This window comes from Paraburkholderia sp. AV2, from assembly GCF_054968425.1.
In genome coordinates this window covers 1-20742 of sequence record NZ_JBANLK010000067.1, presented here as the reverse complement: position 1 = coordinate 20742, position 20742 = coordinate 1, and the positions used below count along the sequence as shown (strand labels likewise).

18 protein-coding genes and 1 pseudogene are annotated in these 20742 nt (G+C 60.4%); 10 read left to right on the top strand and 9 right to left on the bottom strand.

All coding sequences use genetic code 11. The features are described from left to right. Positions 1-44 precede the first annotated feature (44 nt). The 3 genes from hpnI to V8683_RS28765 form a co-directional block, all read right to left on the bottom strand. Positions 45-1310 (bottom strand): bacteriohopanetetrol glucosamine biosynthesis glycosyltransferase HpnI, encoded by a 1266-nt coding sequence (gene hpnI / locus V8683_RS28775; RefSeq protein ID WP_411192516.1) that lies wholly within the window; start codon positions 1308-1310, stop codon positions 45-47. Beyond that, on the bottom strand, positions 1310-2731 hold the full coding sequence (hpnJ, locus tag V8683_RS28770) for a hopanoid biosynthesis associated radical SAM protein HpnJ (protein ID WP_411191433.1): 1422 nt from the start codon (positions 2729-2731) through the stop codon (positions 1310-1312). The genes hpnI and hpnJ overlap by 1 nt, the downstream gene beginning before the upstream one ends. A 121-nt stretch (positions 2732-2852) precedes the next feature. Beyond that, complete coding sequence (locus V8683_RS28765) at positions 2853-3203, bottom strand: hypothetical protein (protein WP_411191434.1); 351 nt, start codon at positions 3201-3203, stop codon at positions 2853-2855. Positions 3204-3494: 291 nt separating this feature from the next. Between V8683_RS28765 and V8683_RS28760 the strand changes: the two genes are divergently transcribed. The 3 genes from V8683_RS28760 (at position 3495) to V8683_RS28750 (ending at position 6209) form a co-directional block, all read left to right on the top strand. Continuing rightward, the gene (locus V8683_RS28760) at positions 3495-4154 is read left to right on the top strand and encodes a response regulator (RefSeq protein WP_411191435.1); all 660 of its coding nucleotides are present in this window, start codon (positions 3495-3497) and stop codon (positions 4152-4154) included. Next, the gene (locus tag V8683_RS28755; RefSeq protein WP_411191436.1) at positions 4151-5614 is read left to right on the top strand and encodes an ATP-binding protein; all 1464 of its coding nucleotides are present in this window, start codon (positions 4151-4153) and stop codon (positions 5612-5614) included. Before V8683_RS28760 ends, V8683_RS28755 begins: the two co-directional genes overlap by 4 nt. 67 nt (positions 5615-5681) lie before the next feature. Next, positions 5682-6209 (top strand): cytochrome b, encoded by a 528-nt coding sequence (locus tag V8683_RS28750; RefSeq protein WP_411191438.1) that lies wholly within the window; start codon positions 5682-5684, stop codon positions 6207-6209. Between the two features lie 298 nt (positions 6210-6507). On the opposite strand, the gene V8683_RS28745 is transcribed toward V8683_RS28750, so the two are convergent. The 6 genes from V8683_RS28745 to V8683_RS28720 all read right to left on the bottom strand — a co-directional run bounded on the left by V8683_RS28745 (position 6508) and on the right by V8683_RS28720 (position 10107). Then, a complete protein-coding gene (locus V8683_RS28745) occupies positions 6508-6822 on the bottom strand; it encodes a hypothetical protein (RefSeq protein WP_462880714.1) in 315 nt (104 codons plus the stop codon). A gap of 42 nt (positions 6823-6864) precedes the next feature. Beyond that, positions 6865-7188: a hypothetical protein gene (locus V8683_RS28740; RefSeq protein ID WP_411191440.1), complete on the bottom strand. Its 324-nt coding sequence runs from the start codon at positions 7186-7188 to the stop codon at positions 6865-6867. Positions 7189-7537: 349 nt separating this feature from the next. Continuing rightward, positions 7538-7816: a MerR family transcriptional regulator gene (locus V8683_RS28735; protein WP_411191441.1), complete on the bottom strand. Its 279-nt coding sequence runs from the start codon at positions 7814-7816 to the stop codon at positions 7538-7540. 132 nt (positions 7817-7948) lie between these two features. Continuing rightward, entirely contained in the window at positions 7949-8377 is a 429-nt protein-coding gene (locus V8683_RS28730; protein WP_411191442.1) for a DUF29 domain-containing protein, read from the bottom strand. 178 nt (positions 8378-8555) lie between these two features. Beyond that, positions 8556-8891 carry a hypothetical protein gene (locus V8683_RS28725; protein ID WP_462880713.1) on the bottom strand — a complete coding sequence of 112 codons (336 nt, stop codon included), beginning with the start codon at positions 8889-8891 and terminating at the stop codon, positions 8556-8558. 697 nt (positions 8892-9588) lie between these two features. Next, positions 9589-10107: a DUF6471 domain-containing protein gene (locus tag V8683_RS28720; RefSeq protein WP_411191443.1), complete on the bottom strand. Its 519-nt coding sequence runs from the start codon at positions 10105-10107 to the stop codon at positions 9589-9591. Positions 10108-11159: 1052 nt separating this feature from the next. Here V8683_RS28720 and V8683_RS28715 point away from each other — a divergent pair. The 7 genes and pseudogenes from V8683_RS28715 to V8683_RS28685 all read left to right on the top strand — a co-directional run bounded on the left by V8683_RS28715 (position 11160) and on the right by V8683_RS28685 (position 20707). Further along, the gene (locus V8683_RS28715) at positions 11160-12461 is read left to right on the top strand and encodes a hypothetical protein (RefSeq protein WP_411191444.1); all 1302 of its coding nucleotides are present in this window, start codon (positions 11160-11162) and stop codon (positions 12459-12461) included. Between the two features lie 17 nt (positions 12462-12478). Next, on the top strand, positions 12479-13636 hold the full coding sequence (locus tag V8683_RS28710; RefSeq protein WP_411191445.1) for a hypothetical protein: 1158 nt from the start codon (positions 12479-12481) through the stop codon (positions 13634-13636). Next, positions 13633-14934 (top strand): hypothetical protein, encoded by a 1302-nt coding sequence (locus tag V8683_RS28705; protein ID WP_411191446.1) that lies wholly within the window; start codon positions 13633-13635, stop codon positions 14932-14934. The genes V8683_RS28710 and V8683_RS28705 overlap by 4 nt, the downstream gene beginning before the upstream one ends. A 301-nt stretch (positions 14935-15235) precedes the next feature. Further along, a pseudogene (locus V8683_RS28700) lies at positions 15236-15709 on the top strand (TniQ family protein); the annotation flags it as partial. Positions 15710-16045: 336 nt separating this feature from the next. After that, entirely contained in the window at positions 16046-18433 is a 2388-nt protein-coding gene (locus V8683_RS28695) for a TniQ family protein (protein ID WP_411192557.1), read from the top strand. Continuing rightward, the gene (locus V8683_RS28690) at positions 18420-19211 is read left to right on the top strand and encodes a PDDEXK family nuclease (protein WP_411191447.1); all 792 of its coding nucleotides are present in this window, start codon (positions 18420-18422) and stop codon (positions 19209-19211) included. The genes V8683_RS28695 and V8683_RS28690 overlap by 14 nt, the downstream gene beginning before the upstream one ends. Continuing rightward, positions 19208-20707 carry a hypothetical protein gene (locus V8683_RS28685; RefSeq protein ID WP_411191449.1) on the top strand — a complete coding sequence of 500 codons (1500 nt, stop codon included), beginning with the start codon at positions 19208-19210 and terminating at the stop codon, positions 20705-20707. Before V8683_RS28690 ends, V8683_RS28685 begins: the two co-directional genes overlap by 4 nt. Positions 20708-20742 lie beyond the last annotated feature (35 nt).

Genomic DNA, 20742 nt, shown 5'->3' with positions numbered 1-20742 from the left:
CGGATGGCACCCGCGTCGTTACAGCTATCGACATCTCGTTGAACTCACTTCTCATTTACCGGCGACAGCATACCGTTCCCATCGACGCGGAAACGCCTGCCCCGCCAGACCACCCCAGACGAACAAAAGCTCGCGGCATAGATCGCGAATTGCACGAGATCCCACAGCGGCAGACAGAGTAGTCCGTGTGTCTTGTTATTCGTGGCGCGGTCAACCCTCCAGACCAGCACCGCTCGGCTCAACAGCGCGGCACAAGCCGATACCCACGCCACGCTCGCGCCGCCGGAAAATAGGACTGTGAGCATAGCGAGCGCAAACGGATGCATCAGCACGGCACCGAGATGTCCCGAGGGGTCGGCTGCGCGAATCGTGCGACTCCAGCGCAACTCATGGCTGAAGAGTCTGGAAAACGTATTCTCGACGCAGGCGTGTTCCACTATCATCGGCGGAATGGCAACCGTAGCGCCGTTACGACGCACGGCTTCACCGATGGCGTGATCCTCCGCAAGGTGGTGGGCGAACTGCGCGAGGCCCCCTATTCCCGCGAGGGTCTCCCGAGTCATCGCAACCGACTGTCCGAAGCACGGCCGGGCGCGGCCAATCGCAAGCCCGGTAACTACGCCGGGGAGGAAATGATAGTTGGTGAGCGCGGCTGAGACGCGCGACCAGAACCCGGGTGTGCGCAGGCCGCGATAGACCGTGGTGACGAGCCCGACGCCCGGCTCCTGCAGCGCTGCGACGATATTGCGAAGGTAAGCCCGACCGACACGCACATCGCTGTCCGCGAAACAAAGGACGTCATGCTCGGCATGTTCGAGCATGTTGACGAGATTAGCGATCTTCCGGTTGGGTCCATACAGCCGCGCGTCCACCACGACCGTGACCTGCGCCGAGGGATAGCGCGCGCGCACTGCATCGACGGCCCTCAGCGCTGCGTCCTGGGCGTCGTGAACGCCGAAGAGATACTGGATTGGAGCCGGGTAGTCCTGCTCGAAGAACGTGGCAAGATGCTCCGTGAGTTGCCACTCGTCTCCGTGAAGCGGCTTGACCACCGTCACACCAGGAAACTGCGTCGGCACGGCGGCGCAGCGAGCAAAGAAGCGGCCGACCAGCACGCAGGCGAATACCGTATAGACGACGCCAAACGCCGCGCCAAGGCCGCAGACTATGGCGAAAGACATGAGCAGCACATGTGCGCCATGCAGCAGTGCCGGATGCCTCAGCACAATCGCCCATGAAACCCCGAAGCACGCAGCGACGCCCAGCGCCAATACGCCACCGGTGAGCCGGATCGCGCGCGGCAAGCCCATCATGCCTCGTGGGCGCGCAGGAAGCGGAAGAACTCTACGCCTTCGCGCAGGCGGCGCTTCATCATCTCCCAGCTCGTGAGCATCTCGCGCACGATCTCCCAGATCTTCGAGGGGCGGAAATAGAACTCGCGATAGAACTGCTCGAGGTGGTGATAGATCTCGTCGCGCGACAGATGCGCATAGCCGATCGCCGCGAGCTGCACGCCTTCCTTGCTCACGAGGTTGATGGTCTTGTTCTCTTCCATCCAGCCGTTCTCCACGGCCTGCTTGTAGAGCGTCGTGCCCGGATAAGGCGCCGCGAGCGAGACCTGGATCGTGTGCGGATTGATTTCCTTCGCGTACTCGATGGTCTTCCTGATCGTTTCCGGCGTCTCGCCCGGCAGCCCCAGAATGAAGGTGCCGTGAATCTTGATGCCAAGCGTCTTGCAGTCCGCGCTGAAGCGGCGCGCGAAGTCCGTGCGCACGCCCTTCTTGATGTTCACGAGGATCTGGTCATCGCCGCTTTCAAAGCCCACGAGCAACAGACGCAGGCCGTTTTCCTTCATGACCTTGAGCGTCTCGTACGGCACGTTCGCCTTCGCGTTGCACGACCACGTCACGCCGAGCTTGCCGAGACCCTGCGCGATCGCTTCGGCGCGCGGCAGGTCGTCGGTGAAGGTGTCGTCGTCGAACATGAGCTCCTTCACTTCCGGCATGTTGTCGCGGATCCACTTCGCTTCCTCAAGCACGTTCTCGACCGAGCGCGTGCGGTAGCGGTGGCCGCTGACCGTCTGCGGCCACAGGCAGAAGGTGCAGCGGGACTTGCAGCCGCGGCCCGTGTAGATCGAAACGTACGGGTAGTTCAGGTAGCCGATGAAGTAGTTCTCGATCTTCAGATCGCGCTTGTAGACGGGCGCGACGAACGGCAGCTCGTCCATGTTTTCGAGGATCGGGCGCGCCTCGTTGTGCTCGATCGAACCGTCTTTCGCGCGCCAGCTCAAGCCCTTGATCTGCGGGAACGGCTTGCCTTCGGCGATTTCCTTGCAGGTGAAGTCGAATTCTTCGCGGCAGACGAAATCGATCGCTTCGGTTGCCGTGAGCGAGTTGTGCGGATCGACCATCACCTTCGCGCCGACCATGCCGACCAGAATCGACGGCTTGTGCTTCTTCAGGTCCTCGGCGAACAGCGCGTCCGTCGGGAACGACGGCGTGCTCGTATGGATGATGACGAGGTCGTAGTCGTCGGCGATGTTGAGCGTTTCCTGGACGGAAAGGCCGTCGGCGGGCGCATCGAGCACGCGGCTGCCGGGCACGAGGGCCGCCGGCTGCGCGAGCCAGGTCGGATACCAGAACGAACGGATCTCGCGCTTTGCCTGGTAGCGCGAACCGGCGCCACCGTCGAAGCCGTCATAGGACGGGGCCTGCAGAAACAGCGTTTTCATGTCGTTGGATTTCCCGCGATATATCGCGCGGTCACTCTTTGGTGTTTGTTCAGGGGGTGGAAGGGAAGCAAGCTAAAGTGCGCTCGCTCTTGCCTCGGTGAGGATTGACCGCAAGCATAAATCAAGATGCCCTGGGGTCAAACGTTCTCCGGTTGAGCCGCACGTACAACACGACGAGCGCACGCCGGGGGCAGTCACTGGACAGCGAAACGGTGCAATGCCGCTCACCGCCGAGCCACACATGGTTGCTTGCCAGGGCCGAGCGAAACGCCGAACCCGCGACTCTACGAGTCAAGAAAACCGCCGCAATGACCATCCCCCCAACGCCCAGACGGAACGCCGTCGACGTAAAGAACGTCTCCGGCGCGGCAAGCACAAGCATTGACGCCAGGACGATTGCCTGGATAAGCGTGGCTGCCAGCGAGGCAACCAGCAGATGCGCACGCCATTGATCGATGGTAGACGAATTCATCGCAAGCGACCGCGGCTATGCGTTACTGGAATATCGGCTTGCGGAACCATTACGCAATCCATTCAAATGCCACTCCCATCCGTGATCGAGAAAGGCTGACCGATACGTACTTCACCGCTTCCGATATTACCGGGACAAGCTGAAGGAAGCCTTAAGCATCCGCCTGAAAGAGCGGCCCGTTTGCCTGGCGAGGACCCGCACATACAATCTCAGGGAATTACGCCGTGATACCGCTGGCACGAGCGTGGAAAATAGAGGGACGGTCGCGAAACAGCACGGGTCCAATTGAGCATGAGAATCCTTCTTGTTGAAGACGACGACCTGATTGGCAACGGGCTGGAGATCAGCCTGAGCCAGGCAGGCTACGGTGTAGACTGGGTGCGCAATGGGTGCGACGCCGCCAATGCGCTCGCAACATCTCGCTACTCCCTGCTGGTGCTGGACCTCGGACTGCCGGGCAAGTCGGGAACTGAAGTCCTGCGCTCCCTGCGCGAAACAGGCGATGACATCCCCGTTCTCGTACTCACGGCGCGCGGCACCGTTGCCGATCGCGTCCGGGGTCTTGATGCCGGCGCTGACGACTATCTGGCCAAGCCGTTCGAGCTTTCCGAAGTGCTCGCGCGCTGCCGCGCACTCGTGCGCCGTTCACAGGGGCGTAGCCAGGAGACGATCGTGTGGCACGATATTTCGGTCGACCTCACCACACGCACCGTCACGCGTAACGCGGTCCGTGTGCCGCTGACTGCGAAGGAGTGGGTCCTCCTGACCCAGCTGGTCACTCATCAAGGCATACCGCAAACGCGAATACGCCTCGAAGATCGCCTCTACGGATGGCAGGAAGGCGTGGAAAGCAATGCCCTCGAAGTGCATGTCTCGAATTTGCGCAAAAAGCTCGGCGCCGACCTGATCCGCACTGTGCGCGGCGTCGGTTACGTTGTGGAAAAGCCATGATTTCCCGCTCGATACGTCATCGGCTTTCGTTGATGGTCCTGTCCTGCGTATGCATCGTCTGGATCGTAGCCGTGTACAGCTGCTTCCGGCATGCGTCGCGCGAAGTGCGGGAATGGGAAGATGCGCGCCTCGTCGAATACGCCATGTTTATCGCGCGGCTTGACCGCACGGATCTGAACGAGTTCTCACAGTCTCCCCTCAACGCCCAGATCGAGCTGACACGTCCCGGCAGGCATCAAAGCGCTGCATCGGACAGCGACCGCCTGCCGCGCGATATCCTTTTTGAAGTGCTGGACGAAACAGGTGCCCCCCTCACATCGAACATCCCGCGCGACGCAGCGAACCTGGCCGCATGGGCTGAGACGCACCCGCTGCCGTGGAGCGCCGACATCGACGGCTCCGCGTGGCGCCTATATACGCTGCATGACGGGCAGACCGGACGGACCATTCGGGTCATGGAAACCTCCAATACCAGGAGCGACCTCGCGAGTGGCGCAGCAAGGCAGATCGTATGGCCGCTGTTCGCCGCGCTGCCCGTGCTCGCGGCACTCCTCTGGTACGCGATCGGTCGAAGCCTTCGGCCGCTCGAAGCGGTCTCGACGACCATCCGCGCACGTGACGCCGATTCGCTCACGCCCCTCGGCATCGTAGGCGTACCGACTGAAGTGCGAACGCTTGTCGACGCGATTGACCGCCTGCTTTCACAACTACGGCAGTCGATCGCACGAGAACGTGCCTTCACCTCCGACGCGGCCCACGAACTGAAGACACCGCTTGCCGCCATCAAGGTACAAGCGCAGGTGGCGCTTTCAGCCACCACGCCTGATCTCCAGCGGCTCGCGATGCAACGCGTCATACAAGGCGTCGATCGCAGCACCCGCCTGGCCGAGCAACTGCTTCTACTGGCAAGACTGGATGAATATGAGCGTGTTCCTGCAACAACCGTGACGACGGCCGACCTGGTCGAAGAAGCCGTTGCCAGGCATGTCGCGAACGCACGGGGAAAAGGCATCGCGCTTTCCGTCAGGCAGGAGTCCAGACGTGCAATGCATGCGGACGCGGTGCTCATCGGCATCCTGCTGGACAATCTGCTCGACAACGCCATCAAATACGGCGTTCCGCAAGGCCACGTCGAGGTATCCCTGTTCGATCGCGGCCACATGCAATGCCTCGCGGTGCTCGACGATGGGCCGGGCGTGGCCGAAGCCGATCTTGCGCGCCTGACCGACCGCTTCTACCGTGGCGCCAGCGTGCAATCGCCGGGCAGCGGGCTCGGCCTGTCGATCGTCGAGCGCATTGCGCACTATTTCAACGGAAGGTTGCAGTTCGGCCCAGGGCTGGGGGGGCGGGGCCTTGCCGTCATCATCGACTTTCCTGCACTCCCTGAGGCTGGCACCGGTGCGTCCGCCGCCGGGGTTCGCGGCGAGGACTTCGAGCACGGCGCGATGCCTCCACCTTAACGTTCCGTTAAGGGTTTCTGCGTAAAATCAGCGCCTCTTTCCGACTTGGATTCCCACCGGGGCAAACATGCCGGCAACCTTACGTTACGACGCAGTTGCACGTTTTCTCCACTGGTTAGTCGTCGCACTGGTCAGCGCGCAGTTTGTACTGGGCTGGACGATGCCGGACGTGCATCGCGGCACGCAGCCGGTCGGTCTGATCGCCTGGCATATCGCGGTTGGCACATCGCTCTTGGCGACAATGGTATTGCGCATCGTCTGGCGCGTGACCCATCGCCCGCCGGCAGAAGAAATTTCACTGCCACTGCGCGCCGTCTCGTCCGTGACGCAGCTTGCGCTCTACGGGCTCCTCGTCGTTGTTCCGTTACTTGGCTGGATCAACGCTTCTTCGCGCGGCTGGCGAGTTACATTGTTTGGCGCGATTCCATTGCCCGGGCTCTCGCCCCAAGGCTCCTCGTTCGGTCACGAAATGGGTGACGTCCATGGTGTACTGGCATGGGTGTTGTTTGCGCTAATCTGTCTGCACATCGGGGGAGCGCTGCTGCATCTCCTTGTCCTTCGGGATCGAGTCGCACAACGGATGACGCCGTGGTGACCCTCAGGCCATGCGCTCGATGGTTCGCATACCAGGAGCAACGGTCGCAGAGCGCCGGGAGCAGATTCCATCGTACTGGCAGCACATATCCGATTGGCTCGAGCGTGCAATCTCCTGAATCTCGATCGACGCTGTTTGCCTATGCCTCAAGCGCACTCGTACCAGTTCTTCGAGCGGTTGACGATACGCACGACGAGCAGCATGACCGGCACCTCAATCAGCACAGTGAGCTTAAGCGCGGGGCGAGATCGTAGGTTACCGAAGTAGTAGGACTAACTACATGATCCGCTCACGACCGTTAGACAGAGTCTGGAGAATCCGGCCAGCCATTTTCCCCGGCCGACCCGCTGTCCAATGCGTTCGACAGGTACTCGCCCCAGCGTGTCGTGCGAGCATCAATCGCCGAATCGCAATTGATAGCGTGATTTGCATCGACATACCGACAGACTGCGAACGGAGTGCTTGCACCATTGACCGCGATCGCCGTGGGCAACATCAGCTCGGCACAGCTGCGGTAGGTGATGGCAGCGTTTTTCAGCCGGCGGATTGTCTTGGGGCGCGCCATCTCGCACTTGCACGTCCTGCCCACGATGAGCGAGGTGCAGCCGTGCATGCTTGAATTTGCACACTTGCATCTGATTGCTTTTTTAGCCGGTCACCGGAATACACGACTCCATAACGCGGTCACGACAGCCACGAAAATCATTCTGAGAGAGACTTCATGGTAGGTATCCAGCGAATTAACGGGCGAAGACTCCCGGGCGGGTAGGCCCCGGAGGCGCCGGAATTTGCGGCGCAGCCACGCCGAACGCGCCGCGTGGGCGAACGCCTTCTCTGCCTCTTGCGGCATGTCCGTGACAATGTCAAATTCCCGGCCGTCGATGTATCCCGACACCGAATACTTCCCGGACCGTTGCGTCATCCAGGCCTCATAGCCCCATGCAAAGACGTGTGTCAACTTCGCCTCCTTCGTCGACATCGCAAGTTTCGCGATGAGCTGATACCTACCGAACGAAATTCTGGTGTGACTGGCGATTCACCGAAGTATTATCGCGACCAGGACGACGACGGCCACTGCGAGTCCGAGAATCGAGACAGTGCCTCCGAGCCAGAGCGCGACCCGGTCGATATTCTCCTGCGACGAAGCGAAGCGGAAAAGCCATTCAGCAAACTTTCGGGGCCACTTCATGTCTTACCTCGTGCGGTGTCGATGAAGCTTTCTCAGGCCTGATTCCGGGGCAGCCTCCTCTCCAGTGTTTCCATGGAATCGCCTGCCTGGCCCCGAGGGAGGTTACTGGGCTACCTGACGAAACCGCGTCTCAGAATCCCTACGGGCCGTCGTCCTCGGTCCGTGAAGCTAGATAGGCTCGGTACCCGGCTTCCATCTTCTCGCGGCGAGTTTCCACAGAAGCCACATCGATATCGGGCTCAGAACCAGGAGCTCTCGGCAAAACCTCGAGCAGCTTACCTTCGGCAAGAAGCTTGCGAATGTGAGTGCGGCTGACGAAGAGATATTTTTCAGCTTCTTCAACGGTCATAGCAGGCACCTCCTCTTTTGACTGCAGGACGCCCGGCACACGAGGCGGCAGGGTCCGGGTGTTGGCCATGGCTCAGGTACTTCCAGATTCAATCGCTTCGCGATACCCAATCGATGCATCTCCCCGTATCTGCTCGTTGGGCATACGTTCCGAGGCGCGTTGTGTCGTACGTCCGGAATATGAATCGGATGCACGCGCTGTTTAGGTTGGCAGCCAGCCCTTAGACAAAATATTCGCGATTACCCATGGGCATTCAGTGGGAAAGCAATCTCGTTCGACATCAGCCGCCGCTTGAGCGAGTGCCTCTGCCCATATCAGTTGACACTTTCGAGGCTCATCAATCCTTTCACGTAAGCTCGGAGACTCTGCAAAACTCTCACCAATCCTCAATCGCTGTACATCAACCATTACCGACCGACTGGCGGTACGCTCGCTGGGCAGGTAGTACCATTTGAGTAAATGGGCGAGCAGCAGGGATATGTCTTTAACTAGTTCGCGAAGCTCCGCTTTCCCGACATCTTCAATCTCATCGGCCAGGTGCTCGATGTCCAGAAGGTCAAAACGACCTTCCCTTAGAAACCGAGCCTGCTCAAATGCCCACGCGTAGACATCTTCGTCGTAGGCTGGCATCTGAACTCCCTGATAAACGTCCCTCGAGGGGGTACGGGCAGCGAGGTGCTATTTCCAAATGATAGCGACTACAAGGATGACGACCGGCACTAATCCAAGTCCCACTGCCCCCCGGCCGACCCTGCTCGCCACGCAATCGATATTCTAAACACGCGTTTCGATGACTGATTTCGTGCGTTCATATGCAGTGGCCATCTTCCGCCCCGACAAGTAGCTGCCGGGTAACATCGGTGTACGATGCCACATTGTTCACCTTGCACCAGCGTTCCCATACATATTCAGCATTGCTCGACCGACCAGGTTGCCCAATGAGCTGGTACACGCGCCCTGACTGCGTCTGCCCGCGTAATGTGACGCGGTCGAACGTAATGACCTGAGAACTGACGCGACCCGTGGAATCTCGCTCATCGCTGCCGATGAAATGCCGAGTTCCATCATTGGTCTCTCGGATGCTCCACTGCAACAGCGAGACCGCTGGTTCCTCATTGACCGGGGCGATTCTCCAGATAGGCATGGGTATCTCCTATTCGCCGTTGAGCTTTCGGCCGAAAGCGGTGGCTCTCGGCGCCGGTAGCTCATTCAGATTACGCTGGAACTCATGACATTCGGATTTTTTCCGTTTTGAAGTGAAAAAAGCAGACTGTTTTATCGGTGATTTTTTGGACGGATTATGCTTTATATTTTTACGATTGGTCAAATTATGACTTATAGGGTGATTGAGGTTTCAGGGTAAATCTTTGCTAAACGGACAGCTTATGGTCTATTTCAAAGACGGGTTATGGATAACGGCACATGGACGCACGCGTGGAGTTCCGGCTTCTCCTGCGAGGCGCACTCCGAAGGTCACGTTCCGCCAATTGAGGCACCCCGATATTGTTCGCATTCCTATATATAACCCGCACATTCCGCTGCACAAATCAAATCTGCGAGCGCGCGCCATGCGTCCTTCGACGGGCACCGACACCGCGCATCCTAGCGAGCGCTGCATCCGGTCAAAGACGGCAGTCCGGGTACTGGTGCAGTTTGAAGGGCGAGCCCACAAAGCCGAAACGCCGCCGCCCAGTGCCGGCGGTACTCTATCCTCTTTCGTCCGAGGCTCGGCGATCATGCTGGTGGTCCGCGCCACTCATCCGAAAAAAATACGCGACCTAAATCTCACTTTTATTCTAGGCCACGAATCGCGGATGGCAAGGAATTCGTGTCGCTGATGCTCACCCTGCAGCGTCGGCGATGCCTGGATTAGCGGCAGCAACAAGTGCGCCGAATGGAATGTAACGCTCGAGGCTCGGGCTGCCGAGCACCGCGATACATTGAAGAAAGAGCGACAGCGAGAACGTCCCCTCAGCCATATGGGAAGCGAGCGTCCTTTCGCCAATCGGGGCGCCGATGTCGGACAACCGCTGCGCGAGCTTCTCCGGCGTCACCCATGGCTGCCGCGACAGCTCCGCAGCCATCACGGCTTGCGCGCGGGCCTCCCACGATCCCGACATCTTCAGCGCATCGCTCCACGACGATGGAGGCTCGTCTCCCGCCACATGAATGATCTGCAGCAGCAACGTGAACCTGACCGTTCCGCGCGAAACCCGGTTGACAAGAGAGCGTTCGTTCTCCTGAACGCCTGCAAGCGCGAGCGCGTCGATGAGTTCCGCGTATCCGCGATCCCAGCGCGCAAGCGCGATACGAATCACGCGACTGGCCAGCCCTGCCCAGGGGGTCTCTGCCTCGCTCACAGAAAATCCTTGAATTCCAGCTGCGATCGACTAGATTAAAAGTGCGACAGTAGTCGCACTTTTTACTATGCCAAAAGAGCACCGCCGCCTCTATCCGCGCGGTGTCCCTCGGTACTGCGTAGCCGTTGATTTTAACGATGACGAGACAAACGGACCAGTAGCCGGAAGCATAGGAATGGGAGACCTGCGCCAAGCGTGCACGACTACCCAGGGCGGCACCTGTCGTCGCCAGACGCAACAACACCTACGTGCGCGATACTCTGGCGCGCCAACACATCGTCAAGCGATGTCAAGTTAACTAAAAAAAATGTGCGCAGAACGCGCAGAGAACCCCACTTGCCTAAGTGCAAGTGCATCGGCTACTATCCGACCAATTGTATTGGGTGCCAAAAGACAGGCGCGCCGAGCCAAACCACCCTCAGCAACTGCCGCTGCCAAGATAGGGCAATGACCGTATGTTAACGCAAATGGCGATATTGTCAACAGCAGTGTCACGCCGATCGTTCGACCAACGAAGCAACAAACGGAGGGATTTTCCAGCAGACGACGATAGCCACTAAAAGCCATCGAAAGTGACGAGAGCGGATGTGTCAGGGTGGCAGCCCTGACACTCCGGTTTGGTGGACACCCCGTGCAACGAGGCCTTCGCACTTACACGCGCGAAGAATCTCACACTGGGTGCGCCGTGTCAACTCACGCCTGTACGCAACAGTCGACAGGCAACCGAAAGGCGACCCTGTGAGCACGAAGAAGTCACTGAAGCTCGATCCAGCGGACAAACCATCCCATCCGCTACGCGCTTCGCACACCCCGGCCGGAAAGCTCCCCCCGGTGCCCCATCCACCGCTGGTGGGTCCTCCAGCGCCTAAACCCTGCGGCGAGCGCTGCCCATTCCGGAACTCGCCGCACTGCAGTCACCGGGCGCTGGCGACCGCCCTGCGGGGCGAGGACGCCGCAGCGGAGGTACCCAGGATACCGCGCATCTGCTTCCAGCTTGCGCTACTTCGCCTCCCACGCCGGCCACGGGCTTCGCGCCCTACCGGGGAGGAACTATGAGCAGGATTTCGCGCGCAAGTTGTGCCGCCGGCGCAGTCACAAGCGGCGATACGCGCACAGACGACGGGAATCCACTTCTGGAAAACGTGCCGCCCGTGCCAACGCTGCCTGAGGCCATGCGTCTGACCGAACGGCAGGAACAGCAGGATGTCACCGGCTGGAATGTGCAGGAGTTAATCGCCCACGAGAGTGCCGACGCTTTCGTCACGGACGCGACTCACGCTGGTGTTCTTGTCGATGTCGTTTCGCAGGTTCGAAGTTCCTACCGGGACCGCGACCTGCGGGACTGCCGATACCGGAATCACGCGATCGAGGCGAACCGCCTGCTGCACAGCGGGCGCCCGGGGCCAAGTGTCTCGATTCCCTCCCGATTTGGCGTCGCCCCCATGGCGAGGCCTCGGGGGATCGTGGTCGTCGCCCCTGTCGGAACAGGCCGCCGGAGGCTGGCCGACATGGTAGCGTCGGCGCTCGGCAGCGAACCCCGCGTTGCCCGGATAAGCGCCGCTGCAGGCGTCACCGAATACCTCCAGCTCCCGGTCCTGCGCATTCCGTGGCCAATCGACGGCAGACAGGCTGGACTCGCGCAGGCGTTCATCGGCGCGTTCGACGCGGTGTTTCGCACAAGTTATGCCATCGCTACGCGTACGCCACTGTTTCGCGAGCGCGACATCGTCCCCACGATATGCGCGCTCGCCGTCGCGTCGAGCTTGGGTCTGCTTGTCGTGGAGCGAATCAACATGCAGGACGCGACCAACCCCGCGGCCGAAAGCACATGGAACGCACTCGGACAATTCACCCGCGTAACGGGTGTTCCGGTCCTGTGCCAGCCTACCCCCGGTGCGGCCGCAGCCGGTCTGACGAGGTTACCGGGTGTGGCAGCCGAGCTGACGTCAGCGGGCTTTGCCGAAATTACGCCTTCGTGTAATTCGCGCGAAAAACACTGGATCGCGGTGTGCGTTGTCCTGTTCAACAGGACGATCCGCGTTGCCGGCGTGGCGTCCATGCCCTCCTGGCTGCCGGACGCCGCGTATGACCTGACGCTGGGCTATCCGGGCCCGCTCGCGAGAGCGCTGTGCGCCATCGCACAGAACATGGTGAGGCTGAACGTCCGCGTCTTCACGCTCGAGATCTTCGCGAAATATGGCCGCCTGGCGCTCGCGCTCGACCAGTATCACCTCGACGCGGTCAGGATCATCCGGCAGGGAGGCACGTACACGCCGTCGACCCTCATGCGTCACGGCGACTGGCTGTCGCTCCACCAGCTCGCGTCGGCACGCCTCATGCCGGAGCTACGATGAACGCTAGGAGTCCCGCCATGTTCAGGACGCTCTACGCGGCTGCGCCGTACGAAACGCCGTTCAGCCTGCTGGTCGCGCTGGCCGGCACAACAATCGAGCCGCAGACCCGCTATCGGGTCGCGCTCGCTTTCCAGCCGCGACCACCGCTGCTGCAGACCGCGCCGTGCCGCCTGTCGCGGTTTTGCACCCTGACGGAGGACTTCTACGGCACGCCCCGTCAGGTGCTCATGGACCGCACGCTTTATCCCATGTACATGGGATGTATGAAGTCGGACCCGGCCGCCGCGCTCGCAGCCAACGCCTGCGACGCAACCAGCGGACGGCCTTGCCTGCCTCCCCTGCCTTCGTGGCTGTCCGCAGCCAACCGTTACGGGCTCGAGTGCCCAGAATGCGCCAGCGAACTCCGCGCGCTGACCGGTCGGCGATGTTCGCTCTCGTTCCACTGCATCCCCCTTCAGGCCCGCTGCCCGATTCACGGATGCCTGTACCGGCTCGCGCATCCGTGCAGCGCGCTAGAAACGGGTTCGCTCGTACCTGGCAGTCCTGTGTGTACCCGCAACACCCTTCGGCTCGGCGCGACCCTGTTGCGCTTCCTCCATGCGTCGCGCGGCGGATGCTGGCTCGACGAGCTGCGCTCGCAGCTTGCCGTGCGCGGATACGCTGCGAGCGACGGGCGGACCAGATGGGATGCCGTGAGCCGGGATCTTGGCGCACTGTACTCGGCAGGCTTTGAGGATGCGCGGCTGGGCGGCTGGGTCGCATGGAACTGCCTCGGCATGCGCGTGCACCGTTGCGAGCCGCAGTCCTCGCGGCCGCCGCATCCAGTGGAAGTGGCCTTGCTGCTGAACGCGCTCGACGAGATCGAATTCACCTCGCCACGGACAAGGACAATGGTTTCCCAATCCACAGCTCATCAGCTGGACGACTTGGCGAAAGGCGACGGCAGACAAGCGGCAGCGAACCTCCCGCCTGGTGGCGCGTCCGCCCGCCCGTCCGGGCTGCGCCGTCGGCCGGATAACGCGTCAGGCACGCCCACGAGGCCCTGCACGACGTGTCGGACAAAGCATCCTACGCCGTACCGCGTCCGCACTGCGAGAGCCGGCGGCCCGCCAGACTCCGGCAGCACGCGAGCAAGTCATGCTTATGAGCCAAGTCGCTCTGGAACCGACCGATGACAACGCGCCAACTCCCAACACCTGCTGTCACCCCGACCCATAGCGCGATATTGACCGAGCATGAAAATCCCCTGCTCATCAACGTGCCTACGGTACCAACGCTTGGCGAGGCGATGCGCCTCACCCAGGTCGTCGGCACCTACAACGACGCTCCAGTCCCATCGGGCGATGCGCTCACAAAGCGGTTATCTAGCGTCCTGGTGACTAACGCGGCCCGCGCCCGGGTTCTCATGACCGTGCTCGAGCAGGTCCGAAGCTCCTATCTTGCGCGCGACCTGCGGGATGCCGGTTACCGGAACTTCATTACCTCCGCAACTTACGCACTGCACAGGCGGCGGGATCGATGCGGCTATGACATTCCGCTGGCATTCGGAATCGCGCCCAACGCTCGCCCCCGCGGCATCTTCGTGGCGGCTCCGGTCCGTACGGGCCGGCGCAGTCTTGCGGCGACCATCGAATCGCTCTTCCGGCGCGAGGCAATCCCGGTGCGGCTTCCAGGCGAGCGCAACGGATTCACGGACTATATGCAGTTGCCGGTCTTACGCATCCAATGGCCAATTGGCGGCAAGATCCAAGGCCTTGCCCGAAACTACATCGGGACGTTCGCCCTAGCCATGAACATGGACTTCGGGCAACGCACCCAGAAGCTGTTCTTCCGCGACCGCGACACCGTTCCTGCCTTGTGCGCGCTGTCCATCGCCGCAAACCTCGGTCTGCTCATCGTCGAGCGCATCAACACTATCGATGCGAGTACGCAAGCGGCGGAAGTCACCTGGGACGGTCTGGCCCAGTTCACACGCATGACCGGTGTCCCGGTCCTGTGCCTTGCGACGCCCGGCGCAGCCATCGCCGGCCTCTCCAAGCTGCCGGGTGCACTTGGAGACCTCGCGCCAACGGGACCCATCGAGATCACCCCAGCGCCGGGCTACACGGACCGGCACTGGAACGATGTCTGCCGCGCACAGTACGACGCCACGATAGGGTCGGTTCATCGGGGCCCAATGCCCGACTGGCTGCCGAAAGCGGCGTACGAAATGACACTCGGGTACCCGGGTATTCTCGCGAAGGTCCTGTCTGCCATCGCACTCGAACTTCACGCGCTCAAGGTTACGACGTTTTCCCCCGAAATCTTCAACATCTACGGGAAAAAAGCGCTTGCGCTCGACCAGAATCACCTCGACGCCATCCGGATCATCCGTCAGGGTGCCGAGTACAAGCGCTCGAGTCTGTACAGGTACGGCGACTGGCTCTCATTCAGTCACCTGACATCGCTGCCGCTCGGTCCCGAGATGGCTTGACGCGTAACAGTCATGCTCAATATCGCATACCGGGCTGCGCAAACCCGGGCCGCGTGCGGTTCCTCGGCGACGCCAAACTGTGCTCTGCGCTCATCGGACGACACCAAGCAACCGGCATTCCCCAGATGGCGAGGGCCGGGCAGAGATCGAGTGCGGGCCGCCATAGCGCCCCCTGGTCGGGTTACGCATCGTCGGTAGCCAGACCGCGCAGGCATGTTAGTAGCGAATCGACCGTTTCAGTGCATCGCTGAGGTAATCGCGCATCATCTACCTACGCCTTATTAATGTTGGAGTACTAATAATGGGCGAGCACGCCAGCAAGACGCTTCGACCACACTTCTCGCTTTCCTCGATTTGTCCCGGAGAGTCGTTTTCCGGTTATCTGGCAAGGCACCGGTACGCGTCGCCAACTTTCATCTGCAAAGACGTCTCCGGCGAGAACAGTCCGCCTTCATGGATTCTCCCTACCAACCTGAGGCAGTACGTTCAACTTCTCGGGGATCGGGTTGGCTCCGAAAATGACGTCCTCGCAAACAACACATTACTTCCAGGATATAACCGGTTTGTGCCGCCAGGTATCGGCCGACTCCTGCGACACCATCATCTTCAGGGACCACAATTACGACGTTCTTTGACCAGCACGCTGGGCCTGACACGCCTGACTCCCCTCTGGAATCCTGCAGTATGCGTGAAGTGCCTGCAGGAAGATTTGACACCGGATGGTACGCCGTTCTGGCGTCGGGACTTTCTTTTCTCCTACATCCGCTTCTGCTCACGGCATCAGACGCCAATTTATGAAATGTGTGGCGACTGTGCGCGCACAGTCCACTGGTCCAGAGTGCTAACTTCCCCACGGGAAACATGCGTTTGCGGAAAACCGTTGGTAGCTCGTGGGCACACAAAGTCCGACCGGGCTCAGGAGATTGAATTGGGCATTGCGCGCGGCTGGTCCACCCTGCTCGACAGCTCCTTTTGCCCTCGAACGCGTGGGCTACAGATTGCGGACCTGCTCAATCAGGCAGCACACGCACGTGGATTGATCAGAAGAGGCCGAATCCAGCAGAGAGAGTATCAAGCACTAATTTCCGATGCGGCACACGCCGAAGTCGTCATGAGCCTGCGCATTTACGTGAGCAGTCAAATGGTAGCGCGAACGCTCGCTGGAATCGCGTGTCCGCGCAACCCGTTTATCGCGATTTTTATGCTCATGGCTTTGTTTGGCAGTTGGGAAGCCACCGAGGCGGCCATCAAGGCGTACAAGGCGACAGACATTGACCTGGAAAAATCCCCTGACGGGCGGCCGAAGCCTGCCTGGCGGCACGAGAGAAATTCAAAGGCCCAGAGGTTGAGGATTGCAAAGTCCATCCCCCTGCTGCCCGAGGCCAGTCTCCGATACAACGAGATACGAAAGGCAAATCCTCACTTCAGCCACACTGACGTCGTCTGTGCACTACCCATAATGTACCGTGTAGCGGCGACGAGAGCCCGACTGGCTAAACATGGAGCGGAACTCGTGCCTGCGCGACGAGGTCGTGAGTATCGTCGCAGCGTGGACAAATCGTTGCTGTCTCACATCAAACGTAGAAGCCGCGAATTCGTCAAGAGAAACGTACCCTTTCGCATCACCAGGTCAAGACTGCTATCCGGCTTCCCAAAGCTTATAAACAAAGAGAATCTTTCGTTTTATCCGAAGACTGCTGCAGCACTCGAAAAATGTGTCGAAACAAGTGAACAACGCTATCTCCGCCTTATCAAAGCCGCCATGCGATCCGGGAAACTGGAGGGTCTGACCGCCTCCAGCGAGCATATCGTCGACGAAATGGATTTGCATCGGCTGAAACTGGTATGGGCACAACTAGAGCGTGAAGACGCGCCTGCCAGCCCAGTTCCGCCCCACCGTGCGCAACCCTTCGGCGGTCGCCGGCCAAGATCGACTCCCGCATCGTTCTCCCTGTCTCCCATCTATCCTGGTGAACCGCTCGCAGGCTATCTTGGAAGAAATTGCTGGATAGGAAAAACATCGTTCTGCAAAGCCGTGACGGGATCCTACCGTCTGCCGTCCTGGATCATTCCCACACGGATCGACGAGCATGTGCGCCGCCTCGGCGAATGCGTTGGCCCGGTCGACGAAGTCCTCGACAAAAACACGTTACTTCCTGGGTACTCCCGATTCCTTTCAGCCGACGCTGCGCACGCCTTGCGGCAGCGGCATCTCGCTGGGCCACCGCTCCAGGCGCCGCCCTACTTTACAAACCGGGAGCGGGGTGCGTATGGCCCCTCATGGACACCGGCCATCTGTCTCGCCTGTCTGCGTGAGGACCTCGATCAAACAGGCATTCCCTTCTGGCGTCGCGAATTCCTTTTCACGCCCATCCGGGTCTGCGCCCGGCACGAAACGCCGCTTTACGAGTTCTGCGAAGCGTGCACGCAGTCGCTACGCAATTCAGCAACCTACGCGGGACCGCAAAAAAGATGCACGTGTGGATCTCCGCTGCAAATGCGCCCTCACGACACTTCCATCATCAGCCAGGAAATCGAGATCGACATGGCCCAAGCGTGGGCCGCCATGCTGGAGCCAACGTTCGCTCCGCACATGCACGGACCTCAACTTGCGGAACTGCTCCGTCGAGGTCTTATCGAAAACGGGCTGACAAAAGGAGACGGCCGGGTCGATCCAGGCAAATTCCGAAGCCTGATTTCCTCGCCGGAACAACGCGATATTGGGATGAGGCTGGGCATGTTTTCGACGTCGCCCCTCATTTCGCGCGCACTGTCCGGTCTGGAATGTCCACGAAGCCCTTTCGCCACGATTTTCATGCTGATCACGCTGTACGGTAGCTGGAAGGCCGTGAAAACCGAAATAACATCGTACAAGGCAAGTGAAACCTCCCGGGAAGCCGTCGTCCCCGCCCGTGCAACTGCGCAACTCAGGCCAACGCACAAGATAGAAAACCGCACCGCGGTGCGACATGCCAGATCCGTTGCACTTCTGCCGGAAACCGCGGTCCTTTACAACGCAGCCCAAGCCGAAAATCCTCATCTGGCTCACCGGGAGGTCGTTCTGTTGCTGCCGGCCATGCATCAATTGGCAGCGACGCGAGACAACCTGCGAGCACATGGCGCCAACCTAGCACCAGCCCGCATCGGCGCCGAACATCGCGACCGGATCGCTGAATCGCTCCCGGAAACGATTGAAAGAAGGTGGAAAGAACTCATCGACATGGACGTCCCCTTTCGTATCTGCGCGTACCGGTTGCTGGGAGAAACGCCAGCCAGATGCCACAGAGACCTTCTTGCGAAATTCCCGGGTGCCGCTGCGGTACTTGAGAAATTCACGGAAACGTTCGAGGCTTTTCACAGGCGAGTCGTCAAATCCGCAATCCGGCTGGGAAAGCTGAAGGAGTTTGCGCCGGACGACGAGGGCCTTGTCGACGAGATGGCGATCTCCGACGTCAAGCGACTCTGGACACGAGTGAGGAAAAGCCATGGAAATCCTTAAACTTCCACTCCCGTTTGCCACGCCGAGACATGTTGCCCCGCCATTTCGCGATGCATTCGGCGTCCCGCACGGCGAACGCTACGTACCGATGCACGACGCATCGGAAATGGGCATCGCGACCACAGCAAGCTTCGGCGCGCTGAAATTCCGCCGGGCACACCAAGCTCGTGCATTGAACGAAATGAGGCCGCTGTACGCGTTCAGCTTCAACCCCTACGTCATCGATATCCGCGACCAGTACCCGGTCTACGACCAGCAAACCTACAACCGGGCGCGAAGCGAAGGCAGATCGATGTCAGTTTTCGAACTCATGACCTTGGACATCGTCCTGACGCTCGTCCTGCCGCCGGACTATCGCCTCCACTACCACACGGTCTCCATCAAGGATGGTACCGAGGAGTTCGACCAGGCGACGAAAGAAAGACTGCGACGGGAGGAAGCGGAAATCGTGGCGCGCGGATGGACCTACGAACTTTTGCGAGGCGACCAGTTCGACGTGCTCGCATGGGGAAACCACGCGCTCATGAAAACCTGGGTAGCAAACCTTGACGTCTGGCAGCGCTACGACGATGCATTCCGCTTTGCCTGCCGGCTGCTGACCCGTTCGTCACGCGGCACGCTCGACGACATTCTGAACCGTCACGCCCGCCATCTGGGCATCTCCCTGAACCGGGCATACGAACTGTTCGCTGTCGCCGTGTGTTTTGGCTTTCTGTACCCCGATCATCGGGAGCCGTTGCGTACCGACAAACCGCTGCATCTTGTGAGGAGTTCATGATGGCGCGGGCTCCGAGCTATGGACCGATTTTGCCTTCCGTCGCGGACGAGGCGCTAGTCGCACAACTAAGAGCGCTTCATCACGCCGACTGGCCAGCGGGCCTTAAACGCTTCAAGCCTTTCTCCCTTGAAGGAGAGGCTTCACACACCATCTACATCGCGGTGGCCTGGGACCCCGCTAGCCGCCTGCTGTATGTGCAGAAGAGGCTGCGTAACGAGGACCCACCGTCATCCCGCATGCCGATCCACTTAGCCGTGACGGACGACTGGCCATCGCGCGTTAAGCCGGTTGACGGTTCCATCCGCCCCGAATGCATGCGGAAGACGCTTGCCGATGTCGAGCCGAGCATGCTCGATGGCCTCGATCAACGCATGATGCTCGTCAATGCGCTGGTCATGGTGGACGCTACAGGCCAGGGCAAGGAATCGGACTTCATTATCGACGACAACATCTTCTTCGACGCCGCCTACAGGAACGAACGTATCCGGAAAATGAAATCCGCGCTGGGCAAGCGCTCCTCCTTCCGGTCGAAGATGCACAATCTCCTGACCAAGTACATGTGGTACGGCGGCGGCAAGCACGCGATGCTCGCCCTCACGCCGCACAAGGGCGGTCCGGGCAAGAAACGTCACGCTCCCGCTTGCAAGCCCGGCCGGCTGTCGAACAAGGAGATATTAAATCGTGCACGCGCCAAGATGAACGGCAGGACGACCTTCAGGCGTGGCAGACGCACCTCGCAGAAGGACCTCGACAACATGGCCGACGCGCTGGACAAGTACTGGGCCGGTGAGCAGATAAGTCTGGCTAAGACGCACGAGCGCATGATCGAAGACCACTACGCCGACGTCCCGGTCGAGCTGACCCCGAGTTACGGCCGGCTGAAGTACCGCTACAAGGCTATCGCCCGGGAAAAGGGCCTGCTCGAGAAGCGCTACGGGCCCCGCGCGATGAAGCAATATTTCGCGCCACGGATCGGGAGCTCCAGCGATCTCACCCAGGGCGTCCTGGAGATACTGGATGCCGATGGCTTCCAGCCCAAGGTGCCAGTAGGCGCTCTCGTCGCTGGCAAGCTTCAACCTGTCGAGATATGGATCGTGTTCGCAGTATCCCGGCTATCGGGAGGAATCCGGGGATATGAAATCACGCTTGACCGGGAACGTGGGCAAGCCTATCAGCGGTGCCTCGTCACGAGCCTTCTTCCGATGGACGACCGGGTTGCGGCCTTGGGTCTGCAACCGCTCAAGGGGCTGCTACACGGCAACTTCGACGGTATCTTCGTGGACAACGGTCCAGGCAAGTCGAAGAAGGTGCGCGAAACGATCGACGAAACGCTCAGTGGGATCATGTTCAATCCGCCTGGTGGGCGAGGAGACCTGAAGCCGGTCGTGGAACGACTGAACGGGACCATGATTACGATCATGGCAGAGGAGATTGCAAGTGCGTACACGCGCCGGCACGACAGACTGGAGCGAATCAAGCGGAGCAATCGTCAATAGTGGTGTACGGGCGGGACGGCATGATCAGGCGGCCA